The 13,615-nt window shown below is 58.7% G+C and carries 8 protein-coding genes and 1 pseudogene; 4 read left to right on the top strand and 5 right to left on the bottom strand.

The genetic code is table 11. The features are described from left to right. Positions 1-4: 4 nt before the first annotated feature. Both IF809_RS26355 and IF809_RS26350 read right to left on the bottom strand, forming a co-directional pair. Complete coding sequence (locus IF809_RS26355) at positions 5-2,803, bottom strand: ATP-binding protein (RefSeq protein ID WP_462838990.1); 2,799 nt, start codon at positions 2,801-2,803, stop codon at positions 5-7. 101 nt (positions 2,804-2,904) lie between these two features. Next, positions 2,905-3,339, bottom strand: coding sequence for a GFA family protein (locus IF809_RS26350; protein ID WP_462838973.1), 435 nt, complete (start codon positions 3,337-3,339; stop codon positions 2,905-2,907). A gap of 406 nt (positions 3,340-3,745) precedes the next feature. On the opposite strand from IF809_RS26350, the gene IF809_RS26345 reads away from it, so the two are divergent. The 4 genes from IF809_RS26345 to mdoH all read left to right on the top strand — a co-directional run bounded on the left by IF809_RS26345 (position 3,746) and on the right by mdoH (position 10,188). Next, the gene (locus IF809_RS26345; RefSeq protein ID WP_462838972.1) at positions 3,746-4,912 is read left to right on the top strand and encodes an adenylate/guanylate cyclase domain-containing protein; all 1,167 of its coding nucleotides are present in this window, start codon (positions 3,746-3,748) and stop codon (positions 4,910-4,912) included. Positions 4,913-6,105: 1,193 nt separating this feature from the next. Then, positions 6,106-6,267, top strand: coding sequence for a DUF2934 domain-containing protein (locus tag IF809_RS26340; RefSeq protein WP_128966891.1), 162 nt, complete (start codon positions 6,106-6,108; stop codon positions 6,265-6,267). Between the two features lie 439 nt (positions 6,268-6,706). Continuing rightward, the gene (locus tag IF809_RS26335; protein WP_462838989.1) at positions 6,707-8,086 is read left to right on the top strand and encodes a glucan biosynthesis protein G; all 1,380 of its coding nucleotides are present in this window, start codon (positions 6,707-6,709) and stop codon (positions 8,084-8,086) included. Next, on the top strand, positions 8,074-10,188 hold the full coding sequence (gene mdoH / locus IF809_RS26330) for a glucans biosynthesis glucosyltransferase MdoH (protein WP_462838971.1): 2,115 nt from the start codon (positions 8,074-8,076) through the stop codon (positions 10,186-10,188). Before IF809_RS26335 ends, mdoH begins: the two co-directional genes overlap by 13 nt. 478 nt (positions 10,189-10,666) lie before the next feature. On the opposite strand, the gene IF809_RS26325 is transcribed toward mdoH, so the two are convergent. From IF809_RS26325 to IF809_RS26315, 3 genes and pseudogenes are all read right to left on the bottom strand, one after another. Further along, a complete protein-coding gene (locus tag IF809_RS26325) occupies positions 10,667-11,989 on the bottom strand; it encodes an MFS transporter (protein WP_462838970.1) in 1,323 nt (440 codons plus the stop codon). A gap of 188 nt (positions 11,990-12,177) precedes the next feature. Next, complete coding sequence (locus tag IF809_RS26320; protein WP_462838969.1) at positions 12,178-12,975, bottom strand: Crp/Fnr family transcriptional regulator; 798 nt, start codon at positions 12,973-12,975, stop codon at positions 12,178-12,180. Positions 12,976-13,267: 292 nt separating this feature from the next. Next, positions 13,268-13,592: pseudogene (locus tag IF809_RS26315) on the bottom strand (sensory rhodopsin transducer). Positions 13,593-13,615: the final 23 nt, after the last annotated feature.

The following is a 13,615-nucleotide window of genomic DNA, read 5'->3' as shown; positions in this document are numbered from 1 at the left end:
TGGATCACCGAAGTTGCTCAATCAGGGTTTTCGCCGCCACCAGATCTGCCGTTTCAAATCCTTCCCGGAATTGGACAAGCGTAGATTTCAGAAGTTCTCGCGCCTCTGCGGGCCTGTTTTGCCTGACGCGCAAACGTGCGAGACTCATTGCTGTTCGCAATTCCCAGGAAAGGACATGCTGGCGCCTCGCCCAGGTCAGTGATTGTTGGAAGCAATCCTCTGCAGCGTCAGTGGCCGAGGGGCCGTGTTGAAGCTGGAACAGCTCTCCCTTAATTCGGAGGAATTCAGCAATGTGCCAACGTTCCTCGTCCTCCTCGGAGCGGCCGATCGCCTCCTGGATTACAGCCAGACCGTGCGAGACCTCTCCGACCGCTCCAAGAGCCTCGGCCAGATAGGCGTAAGTACCTCCGTATCGCATGTTATGCAGAGGGAGCTTGTTCATCGAAGCACGTAGTGTTTGCAGGCCGGGGCGATGGTCGCCGCTCGCGATCAGGAGCATGCCCTCAAAACAGTGCCCCCAATTGCTCCAGAGATCCAGACCGTGCTTGGCCGAGTTGTCGATCAAGCGGGCGATGAATGACTGCGCTGCACGGTAGTCGCCGCGCCAGAGGGCGATCGGACAAGCGGCCTGAGCCAGACCCAACGAAAGCGACATTGCGTGTTTCATTGAGTCTGCTTCATCAAGCAGATCATGGACCGTACTCATCGCTGCGTCGGGCTGACCCAGCGCCCACAAAATCCTTGCCAGAATGGTCTGGGCCACGATCTTCTGGTCGAACTGGAAACGGACCACGTGAGTGTCGCTGATCAAGCGACTGTGGCCGTCAAGCATTGATTCGATATGCCGTCGTCCATTCACGTGATCTCCAAGATAGAATTGGGCGAGTCCAACCAAACGGTCGCCTAGGAGCGAATCTGCCGGATCTGACGAGTTGGCGCCCAATTGTCGCAGCTGCTCGGCGATACGGAGGGAATCCCTAAATTTTCCCGTATTAAAACGAACCTGGAACAATCCCCAGAGGGCACGCGATTGATAGTCAGTGTTATCCAGGCTTTGAGCATATTTCAGGGAGTGTTCCCAAGCCTCATTTGCTTTTGGGCCTGGACCATCTGTGTAAATCAACGATGCCCCGAGTGCTGCGAAGAGCTTCATCTTGCGGCTCGCATCGATTTCGGCAGAGCCTTGGGTGTATGCCAAGGCCAGCTCGGTAAATTTTCGGCATTCGGCATTCAAGGACAGCTGCGTCCAGAGAGGGATGCAGGCAATCGTGAGGTCTGCGCCAATCTGGTCATTACCAGCAGGCGAAAAGGCCCAGTTCAAGGCTGAACGGATATCCTCGATCAAGGGTGTCGCCGTCGACAGGAAATGCCTTGTCGGAATTTTGTCGTTGTCGGCTTGGCTGCTTTCGAGCGCATGAAGGCAAAACTCGGCGTGTAGCTGTGCGATGTGCTCCGCCTCGCCGGTCTCGGATAACTTGTCGGCAGCGTAAGCGCGAGTCGTATCCAGCAGGCGATATGCACGCTCTGCGTCTCTGATATCAGCACTGACAAGAGACTTCGCGATCAGTTCGTCGATTATTTCGAAGACTTCGGCCGCGGGAATATCACCGTTAGCCACGACGGCGATTGCTGCTTCGAGGGCGAATTTAGCAGGAAAGATGGAAAGACGCCGCAGCGCTGTACGCTCACGTGGCGGCAGCGTCTCGTAGCTCCAATCGAGCGTCGCTTCCAGCGTTTGATGCCTTGGAAGCGCAGTTCGCTTCCCTCGTCGCAGAAGCCGGAAACGGTCTCTCAGATAGTTCGCAACACCCTTTACTCCAAGAGCACTTACGCGCCCCGCTGCCAGCTCAATCGCCAGGGCGATCCCGTCGAGTTGACGGCAGATGTCGGCGACGATTGGCGCGTCTTCATCTACCAGTTCGAATGAGCCGATACTCGAAGCGGCGCGTTCGACGAACAGTTCTACCGCAGGAAACGTCAACGCCTGCTGGGCGCTTAGTTGGTCGGAAGTAGAAGGGGCCGTAAGAGGAGGGAGACGATAGATAGCTTCACCATCGGCGCGAAGAGGCTCCCGACTTGTGGCAAGGACATGAAGGGCTAGCGTGCCCTTGAGTAGTCCTTCCGCCAGCGCTGCCGTAGCCTCGACAAACCGCTCGCAACTATCAAGAACCAACAGGAAGTGTTTATTTCGCAGGAATGTTGTCAATGTCGCCGTCGCGTCTCCTGATCTATTATCAAGACCAAGCAATGAAGCCAGCGTGGTAGACAGTGTCATAGGGTCGATCAGGGGCGCCACATCGACGACGCAGATGCCGTCTGTGTAGACGTCAATCTGCTGCTCTGCCACGGCGAGCGCGACAGTCGTCTTTCCTACACCGCCTGGGCCGACAATAGTCGTGAAACGATTCCGAGCGAGGCGGCTTGTAACCTCGTTGATGGTATCGGCACGGCCGATTACCCTTGTTAATCGCGAGGGTATGTGACTTGTCACGTGAAGGTTACCCACTTCCGATGCCATTGCCCGGTACGAGACAGGTGCTACGAAACGATAACCTCTCCCTGGCACTGTCACGATGTAGCGGGATCCAGACTCTCCATCGCGCAAGGCTTTCCGAATAATCGCCATCTGTGTCCTGAGATTACCTTCGTCGACCGAGACGTTGGGCCAGGCGCGTGCAATCAATTCGCCTTTCGTAACGAGAACCCCAGCGCGCTCGACTAATGCCGTCAGGACGTCGAGAGCTCGAGCCCCTATTTGTATCGGCCTTTCGTTCTCGAGCAGGAGCTGCTCCGATGGCCGCAATCGAAACGAACCGAAAGAAATTTCCCCATCGGCTGTATCAGCCGGGTGAACAGGCCTTGGTGGCAAAGCCGGGCTCCGGTGTTGCAGCGCTCATCGCACGGTCATTCCGACATCAGCGTGCCTGAACCACCAAGCTCTTTCGGAAAGTCCATTTGCTTGGGGAGGCCGTCTTTCATTGGAAGAACCGTTTCTTGATAATGCACATGGATACTTGGAATAAATGACAGGCTTGGCAGCAGGTGGGCGTAGACGTCTACCAAAGCCAAGGGGTTGATATCCGTAAGCAGATGGCCGCCACAGACTGTGCACCATTTGCGTTCGATCTGGGAAGTCTTGCGATAGCCGCGCAGCTTGTCCGTACCCCGGGTAATTCGAACCTTGTCGCGGCGCCAAAGGGTGAATGCATTGACGGGAGCAGCTCCCCATTTGCGACAAGAGTTGCAGTGACAATAGCCCATGACTTCGGGGCGCCCGGTGACTTCGAGTTCGACTGCCCCACAAAAACAGGTTCCAACGTGAGTTGGATCGTCGTTCACGCCATGCTCCGCCAAAGCTTCGACGCCCTCTGGTGGCGGTATCCTAGCCGCTTAGCACGTGCAAACAAGGTGAATTTATACCTTCTGGCCACGCGAGCCACGTCAGTGGGAGTAGGCTGAAGGTCTTCCTTTGTCGTTGCACGTCACTCAGAGCGATTGCGGAAGGAAGACGCAATCTAAGGTCGAGAGGACGGAAACAAGTGTTCGCTCTGATCGCCCGTGGACAAGATGCGAAGCGTTGATCAAACGATAAGGCGCCTTGGTCGGGTCGAAGATCCGCCGGTTAACACGAAAGTATGGCAATGACGTACCAGGGTTTGATGGTGGAGTATTGATCCGGTCAATATCCTTGCTGCGCGCTGGGAGCGCAATATGGACACGCCGTCGAAAGCAGCCTTGGCCTACCATGAATCTTATTGAGGTTCTGCATTGGCTTACGAGCGAGACTCGCAATGAGCGTTTCATCGACAATATTCTCGTTCAATTGTGTGAGCGGCTTCGGAGTGCTGGCATTCCGATCAAAAGGGCATCCCTCCATCTTCTAATGCACCATCCGCAATGGCTGGGAGCTCGAATCATTTGGACAGATGGCCAGCAGGAGGCCGAAGTCATCGCGATAGACTATGACATCAGGGAGCGATCGGAATACATCGACAGCCCCATAAAGCGAATCCACGATGGAGCGGACGAGATTCGTAAGAACCTTGAGCTCATCACGCCATCAGGGCTGGAATATGCGGGATACGATGAACTGCGGGCGAAGGGGCTGACCGACTATTTTGCCTGGCCACTGCATCATACGCTCGGAAAGCGGCACGCTGTGGCTTTTGCCACCGATCGGGCCGGCGGATTTGAGGACGCTCACATTCTGGCCTTGCTTCAAGTGCTGCCAATCTTGGCGCTAGTCAGCGAAATCCGTATGAAGAACCGGCTGACTCGAACGCTGCTCGAAACATACGTGGGGCCGCATGCTGGCGAACTCATTCTCGCTGGCGCTACCCGGCGCGGGAGTGGAACTACGGTTCGAGCTGCTATCATGATTTGCGATCTGCGGGATTTCACGCGCATCTCGGACAGTTGGCCGCGGGACGACGTAATTGATCTGCTCAACGGCTATTTCGATGCGATCTCCGAGCCGATCACGCGGCATGGGGGCGAGATATTGAAGTTTATCGGCGACGGATTGCTTGCCATATTTCCGGTCAGTGAAAGGTCGGCCTGCGCGAACCTTCTCCGTGCAGTTTCCGAAGGAAGTCAAGCTATCGTCGGTCTAAATCGAAAGAACCACGATGTAGGCCGTGGCCCGTTGAACTACGGCATAGGCGTCCACGTCGGAGACGTCATGTATGGTAACATCGGATCGCAGACTCGGCTTGACTTCACGGTTATTGGGCCCGCGGTCAATATGGCTTCACGGCTCGAATGCCTCACGAAGCAGTTAGGCAAGTCCGTGCTGCTCTCCAGGGCGTTCGCGGACCTTGTCGAAAGTGAATTCGTTCTGGAGCGAGTCGGGAAATACTCGGTCCGCGGTTTCGCAGAACCAGTAGAGGTTTTCGCCTACGAGACCGAATGAGTTGAATGAGAGGCCGCGTTTTCGGTTGCTGTCGGGGCTCCGAGGAGCAGACCTGTAGCTAGGCCGGGCATTCAGGCCTTCTAAATCGAGCAGCGTGCATTCAATTGCGATGAGAGGCGCCGCTGCCAAACAGTGGTGCTCTTGATCGCTGACGGTATTTGAAGTTCGTTTCCAATGCGAGCAGATCAGCATCGATTTCGCGCGTGAAGGTGCCGCCGGCCGATAGACCCTGATAGGTAGTGGAATTGGCAGTGCCGTCTGAGGAGCAATTTTTCCTGTGAATTCAAGACCAAAAAATTGCGGCGGGTATACCGTCGGCGTTTGTCCGTCAGTCTTGAAGAATTGTGCTTGCAAATCAACGACGAAGCGTCGTTCGAAATGATTGAGTGGGAATAATTCGGAGCTGCTCGCAGCTATCCGAATTTGCTCAAAACTTCGATCTAACTCGCTGAAGCTCAAAATAAGTCCTGTCGACACTTATCGTCGACTATCGGTGGGCCGTGTTCGCCTTTGTCGGATTGGCTGACGGTACCTTCATCCTTATTCCCGACCCGTTTTGATCGACACCGTTCGGCATCGAGACCGATCTCGCTAATCTGGCGGCGCTGCGCGCGATTGTCGCCGGCGAAAACTTCTCACTGTTGCCGATTTCGAGCTGGCCCTCCAAGAAGATGTGCTCGGCGTGGTTCAGCCCGACATGGCAAAAGGGGCGGGCTTACCGAATGCGGAGAACTCGCCCGCGAGACCCTGAGAAAGGGAAGACGTTCTGTCCGCACTTTCTCGGCGGAGGCATCGGACTGCTTGCGTCTGCGCATCTCCTCGCGGCGGTCGGCGGTGATGGCTGGGTCGAGGTCGACGCCAATGATAATCCCTTGCGCGATGCTCTGTGGCCTGATCGTCAATGTCAGGGACCGCACGATTGAACTGAACCAGAATCCTGGGCTCGGAATAGAGGCTGATTTCTCCGCCATCGAACGCTATCGCAGCATCTGGGCTAGGAAACGAGGCCTGGCGGCTTCCGGCACATTTCCTCTCGCTTGAGGGACCCGATGACGTCGCCCGGAGCGTGAAAAGCTTGATCCTTCAGCTGCGAATGTCGAAGGTCAGGGTCGTTCAACCATCCGATCTATTTGAGCCGTCCATGAAGGAACTCGCGCGCCTCGTGAGGCTTTGCTTCTGAAAGGATGGAAGCAATGGCCGAGCTGAGTGAGGAAGATATCCGCAATCGCGCGTACCGACTTTGGCAAGAGGCCGGCGAACCACCCGGGGAAATGGATACGTTTTGGTACGAGGCCGAGAAGGAGCTCCTCGCCGAGCGAAGACAGGTTGGCGAGATGCCGTTGGAAGGCAAGTAGCTCAGCTGGAAAGTTTCCGCTGCCCCGAACGCGGATCGATCAACATTGTTGGCCCAGTGGGACGAAGCAGGACAGTGCCCGCAAAGGTCATAGGTCGAAACGTCCGCATCTAATTTGTCATGATCGCCGTGGTAATTCAGCTCATCGGGTTGCCGATAGGAATGGCATGTGGCGCGGCAGGGGCAGGGCAGGTCGCCCTATGTCATCGGACCATCCATCGGCAGCTTTTGACCTAAGCTGATGCCCTCCAGTGGAACTCGCGGGCGCTGCGGTCGTTGCTTGGGCGCGGCAGAAGCAGCCAGTAGGAGAGCGTGTGAACCGACGCCAGCTTGTTCAAGGGTCGGCTGTGCTGCCAGCGTTGCTGCTCGCTTCGCGCAGCGGCTTCGCTGCGGCGTCAGACGACGTGTTCGGGCCGTCCACTGTGAGGGACCTAGCCCGTATGCTGGCCAGCAAAGCCTACGAGGCGCCGGATGAGACGCTGCCGAGCGGGTTGAAAGACCTCGATTACGATCAGTACCGGTCGATCCGCTTCCTGCCCGAGCGCGCGCTCTGGCGGGGCAAGAATCTTCCGTTCGAAGCGCAGTTCTTCCATCGGGGCTTCTTCTACAAGAATAGAGTGAACATCTTCGAGGTCGCGGACGGAAAGGCGATCGAGCTCAAGTACCGCAAGGCGGACTTCTCCTTCGGCGATAAGGTGCCCCCGTTCGAGGACAGCGATCTCGGGTTCGCGGGTTTCCGCATACACGCGCCTATGAACCGAGCTGACTATTTCGACGAGGTCTGCGTCTTCCTGGGCGCGAGCTATTTCCGCGCCGTGGCCAAGGGGCAGACGTACGGGCTTTCCGCCCGGGGACTTTCGATCGATACGGGCGAAGCCAAGGGGGAGGAATTTCCACTCTTCAAGGCATTCTGGCTAGAGCGACCGGCGCCTGGCGCGACCTCGTTGGTGATCCATGCCCTGCTCGACAGCAAGAGCTGCGCAGCGAGTTTTCGATTCACCGTGCGCCCCGGGGACACCACGGTGTTCGACGTCGAGATGTCGGTCTATCCGCGCATCGAAGTGCCGCGGGCCGGGCTCGCGCCTATGACCAGCATGTTCTTCTTCGGCCCGAACGACCGCAACGCCGTCGACGATTTCCGTCCGTCCGTCCACGATTCCGATGGCCTTGCGGTCTTTAACGGAAAGGGCGAAAGCCTCTGGCGTCCGCTCAATAACCCGCGCGATCTCCAGATCAGCACCTTTCAGGATCTCAATCCGCGCGGGTTCGGGTTGATGCAGCGGGAGAGAAACTTCTTCGCCTATCAAGACATCGAATCCAGCTTCGAAAAACGGCCCAGTCTCTGGGTGGAGCCGATCGGGGATTGGGGGGAGGGCGGCGTGATGCTGTTCGAAATCCCGACCAAGGAGGAAGTCCACGATAACATCGCCGCATTCTGGCGGCCGAAGACCCCACTGCAAGCCAAGGGCGAGCACAACTACACCTATCGGCTTCACTGGGGGCCGGATAGCCCAAAGCCGCATTCGCTGGCCCGCTTTACGCGAAGTGGGATAGGGGCGCGGGGCGAGGACGCCCGCCTCTTCGTCCTCGATCTGGTCGGTGAGAACCTGAAGGGCATCGATCCTGCCGGCGTCAAAGGTGTCGTTACCGCGGAGAAGTCCGAGGTGAAGAACCTCGTCACGCAGCCTAATCCCCACACCGGCGGCTGGCGGCTGAGCTTCCAATGCCAGGTGAAAGGCGAGCCGATCGAGCTGCGGGCGCTTCTGACCGAGGGCGACAAGCCCTTGTCGGAAGTCTGGGTCTACCGATGGGCTCCCTGAACACGGCGCCCCAGCCGGTCGCCGGCGATATCGCGACGCAGCGACTGCTGCCGCGCGAGACGCCCCTTCCGATGGCTCCTAGCGACCTCGCAAAGAACCGGGTACCCGACCGCGTTCCTGCGGCGGTTGCCCCCGCGATGGCTTGGCGGCGCGGCTTGATCCTGCTCTCGACGGCGGCGCTCACGGGCGCCGGCGGCTACGAGATGTATCGCGTGTTGGAGGTTGGCGGCGTCACGGTCCTCGAAGCCATGGTGTTGGCGCTGTTCCTCGTTCTGCTCGCCTGGGTGGCTTTCTCGTTCGCGTCCGCACTTGCTGGTTTCTTCGTGCTGCTGGCCCATCGTCCGGACGCGGTAGATGCGGAGCTACCTTCGATCGCAAGCCGCACCGCCATGCTGCTTCCCACCTACAACGAAGACCCGCACCGATTGACGGCGCGGCTTCATGCGATCATCGACTCCTTGGAGGCGACCTCGCACGGGGAACTGTTCGACTGGTACGTTCTGAGCGACAGCACCGATCCGGACATCTGGGTCGCCGAAGAAAAAGCGCTGCTCGCGTTGCGGCGGGCGGTCGGAATACCTCGGCTGTACTATCGCCACCGCGCCGACAATACGGCGCGCAAAGCCGGCAACATCTCAGAGTGGATCACGCGGTTCGGCGCCGTTTACGACTTCATGATCGTCCTCGATGCCGACAGTCTCATGAGCGGACAGACCATCGTCCGACTGGTCCGTGCGATCGAGATCAACCCGACCGCCGGCCTTGTCCAGACACTGCCCATGATCGTCAACGCGCGAAGTCTGTTCAGCCGGGTCCAACAATTCGCGGGCCGTCTGTACGGCCCGATGATTGCCGCCGGGGTCGCATGGTGGCACGGCTCGGAAGGCAACTACTGGGGGCACAACGCGATCATCCGCGTGAAGGCGTTCGCCGAAGCGGCGGCGCTGCCGCAACTTCGGGGGCGCAAGCCGTTTGGGGGACACATCCTCAGCCACGATTTTGTCGAGGCAGCGCTGATGCGGCGGGCTGGTTGGGGCATCTATATGCTGCCGACGCTCAGCGGAAGCTACGAAGAGGTGCCACCTTCGCTGCTCGATTTCGCCGCGCGCGACCGCCGTTGGTGTCAGGGCAATCTTCAGCATCTCGCCGTGGTGCCCGCGCGTGGTCTCCACTGGGTATCGCGGCTGCATTTCATGGTCGGCATCGGGGCTTATCTGACCGCGCCGCTGTGGCTGCTCTTCCTGCTGCTGGGGATGCTGATCTCCCTGCAGGCCCGCTTCGTGCGTCCCGAGTATTTTCCGAAGGGTTTCTCGCTCTTTCCGACCTGGCCCGCTCAGGACCCCGTGCTCGCCATCTGGGTGTTCGGTGCCACGATGGGTCTGTTGCTGTTGCCCAAGCTGCTTAGCCTGGTCCTCCTCTGGACGCGGCGATCGGTGCGCAGGCAATTCGGCGGCGCGTTGCGTGTCTCCGCTGGAGTTATTGCAGAGATCGTGGTGTCGGCGTTGATGGCGCCCGTGATGATGATCTTTCAGTCGATCGCGGTGGTGGAGATTCTGGCCGGCCGTGATGCGGGCTGGCAGACGCAAAGACGCGACGACGGTACGGTTGAGCGCCGCGAGCTCTATCGGAAGTACGGCATTCCGACGTTGTGCGGGGTCGCGATGTCCGCAAGCGCGTACGCGGTTTCGCTGCCGCTTCTGCTCTGGATGTCACCCGTTATCCTGGGGCTAGTGTTCGCCGTTCCAATAGGCGCGCTGACAGCCAGCCCCGCTTGCGGCAAACTGTTTGGCACCCCTGAAGAGCGAGAGGCGCCTGCGGTGCTGCGCCGGGCCAACGAATTGAGCGCGGGGGCGGAGATCGGCATCAAACCCGCGTTGGTGGAGCTGCGCGAAGACGCCGCTCTCTTGGCCTTCCACCTCGCGCAGTTGCCGCCTGCTCGCGCCGTACGGCCCGACATGATCGACGCCAACCTGGCGGTCGGTCGCGCCAAGATCGATGCAAGTGATAGCTTCGAACAAGCGGCTGCCCACCTGTCGCCGCGGGAGGTCTTCGCGACCTTGAATGACGGCTCGGCGCTCTCCACCGTGTTGCGGAAACGATGAACGCGCACGACGGGCCGGGCCCCAAGGTCTACTGCGAGCGCTAGGACCTTCCCGACCGTCGCGCCCAGCCTTGTCTTCACGGATGGGTGGTTGCTCCGTATCCACGCGGAAAGAGCAAACCCGGAACCGGTGGGGCCGCCTACGTCGATCAACGCCACATTGATAAAGGATTCCCGCTCTCGAAGCATTCACGCGCCTCGTCGTGGTCAGTTGCTTCCACGACGCGATAGCCGCACTCGCGACGATATTCTGCCAACGGATGGCGCGCGAGCACGTCCCGCTCGACGAGCAATGCAGTTGCTGCTTGCATACTACTACAGCCCCGGGCATCTCCGCGATCTGGATTGCGATCTGCTTGGGAGCGTAGCGCCCTGGAGTAATTTCTCGGTACCTCCGCATGCTCGACGAAGCGAACGGGAGAAGACATCGACGCACCGGTAGCGAAGGTCTGGTGCGCAAAAGGCCGAGCAGGTCTCCATTACGGAGCCGATGATGGCGACCGCTCGAGTGTATCGTCATGCGAAATTCCGAGTACAATCCCCATTGCGATTATGCCGAGACCGGCGAGCAGCAGAAGCCCGTCTCTATAGCTGCCCGTGTGGTCTCGGAGCCAGCCCATCGCGAATGGGCCGGCGAACCCCGCGAGATTGCCGATGGAGTTGATCACGGCAATGCCGGCGGCGGCCGCGGCTCCAGACAAGAAGGCGGTCGGCAATGTCCAGAACACCGGCAGGCAGGCGAAGATACCAAAGCCGGCAAAACAGAATGCGAGCATTTTCAGGCTTGGATCACTCAAAAGAGCAGCTCCTACGAGTCCGGCAGACGCTATGAACAGGGGAATCGCCGCATGATAACGCCGCTCCGCAGCCCAATCCGAGCGCCTTCCCCACCAGATCATGGCGATCACGCCAACAACGTACGGGACTGCAGAGACGAGGGTGGTCAGAAAGGTGTTGAGCCCGAATGCCTTGACAATTTGGGGCAGGAAGAAGCTGAGCCCGTAATTGGTCGCGACTGCACCAAAGTAGATTAGACTAAGAGCGATTACGCGCCGATCAAATAGGACTTCGGCCACCGTGTACATGCGCACGGCCTCCCGGCTGCGACGTTCGGCCAGAAGTCGCTGGCTGAGCCACTCGCGTTCGTCGCTTGCCAACCAACCTGCGTCTTGCGGGCGATCGGTCAAATAGAAGAACACGACCACGGCGAGCACAATCGCAGGTATCGCTTCGATGAGAAAAAGCCATTGCCAGCCGGCAAGGCCGAAGCCGCCGTGAAGATAGAGCAGGAGCCCTGAAACCGGCGCGCCGATCACTGTCGAGAGTGGAATGGCGGCCATGAAATATCCGACGATCCTAGCGCGGTATTCCGCCGGGAACCAAAGAGTGAGATAAAAGATGATCCCTGGAAAGAAGCCAGCCTCCGCCGCACCGAGCAACACGCGCAGGAGATAGAAGCTATTCTCATTGCCAAGTCCGGAAACGCGCGAAATCCAAGGAAGGCATGCCATCAATCCAGACAGGATGCCCCAGCTGAGCATGATGCGGGCGATCCATGTGCGCGCACCTAGACGTTCGAGCAACAGGTTGGATGGCACCTCGAAGATGAAATAGGCGATAAAGAAGATGCCGGCTCCGAACCCGAACGCCGTCTGTGACAAGCCGAGATCCGCGTTCATGGTGAGCGCGGCAAACCCGACATTCACCCGATCTAGATAAGCAACAAAATAGCAAACGACGAGAAACGGAACGAGGCGTCTGGTGACTTTGGCGATTGTTCTGGCCTGGAGGTTGTGTGGCATGTGACATGTCCTCTCAGGAAAAACTCACAGTTTTGACGCACGTTCCTGGCTTATCTGCGTTGGCGCGATCCACTTGGCTCACGCCCAAGTCGTTGCGGTTGTGCCGCGGCGAGCCGTGGCGGTCGCTCGGTGATTCCAGGGCGCCGCGAGCGGGCATATCTCAAAAAAAGATGTGCCGACTGAGTAAATCACAGAACACGCTCGGCAGGAGAGCGGGGCGAGATACCAAACGTCGCTATCTGTCGGTCATACTCGCGCTGTATCAATCTATAGCAGGGGCAGGCGGTCCGCTCCAGCGTTGCCTTGTCCACGATCCTTATTGCAGCGCGAACGTTTTGAATCATGCCGTGACTCTCCAGAGCCTCCAGACACTCGCTCACGCTAGCGCGACGGATGCCGAGCAACTGGCCGAGAACGGCGTGTGTGAGCGGCAATTCGTTGCACTCCAAAGCTGACATGCCCATAAGCAGCCAGCGCGCCAATCGCTGCTTCACGGAATGAAGCGAATTGCAGGCACCGCATTGCGATGTCTGGAACAGGACCAGGTTAATGTACCGCAGGATCAATTCACGAAGCACGGGTAAGTCTTTGAGAGCGGCAACGAAATGCGCGGAGGATATTCGCAGGGCGGTTCCTCCGACTTGAACGACTCGTCGGTGCGGTGGACTCGAGTCGTCGGGTGCGAGAACGAAGGGCGTGCCGACCATACCTTCAGATCCGATTAGCCAAGCCTCGACGAAGCGGGAGTCGTCGACCTTGGCCGAAACGGAAACAAGACCGCCACAAATAAAATAGATGTGCTCCATCGGCAAACGCCAATGATGCAAAACCTGACGCGATCTTAGCTCGACGGCGTTGGCGATCGATGAAACGAGGGCGAGCTCTCCATCCGGAATGCGCTTCAGAAGCCTGTTTGTACCCGCGGCCTTGTGAGGTGCGCTTGGAGCGCCTCCTTGCGAGCCGACTCCTTTGCGCCCGCCGTACATCAGAGCAACCGTCCTCTTATCTCAGTGAGCCGCGCGTTGACGAAACCGGGAGCCCGTTCATCGGACTAATTTAATTCCAGGGATCGTGCTGGGTTCCAATTGCGATGCAGCGGAAGGGGGCCGAAATGTTAGCGGTGCGCCCGTCTGCAGCGAGTTCGAGCTCCGTCCGCCCAGGTCCGGGCGACCGAAACGCTCTTGCTTCGACCGGGCGCGGTTACGCTCGAGGTGAGCGACTGAATAAGCGACAGAGATTAGCTCCAGGCTCTGAGTTGGGCCCGGGAGCAGCACTGGGCTATGTTGCCGGAAAGGCGACCGTGGTAAGCAGGGCCATTGCTGGTTGCCGAGAATCGAGGCGTATATGCTGAACCACGATCGGCGAACTAGCCTCGTGAGGCATAGCTCGTGTCCCGGGGGACCGGTGCCGGGTCGGTCAGATCATTAAAGCGCATGTGCAGCGTGCGCTTAGCGGGCACTCTCACCAGATAGGGCCCAACCGGTTCGCGGGTTTCGAAGAAGAGGGTGATCCTGACTTCTACATCAGTGTCTCCCGTGTTCAGAAAGCAAGCTGCTTCATGCGAGACGAGATCATAGGCGTCGCTTACGCTATCGCTCGGGATGCATTTTTTGGTGCGGGTAAAGG

The sequence above is a fragment of the Bradyrhizobium sp. UFLA06-24 genome (assembly GCF_054967145.1).
This window is presented reverse-complemented; position numbering and strand designations above follow the sequence as displayed.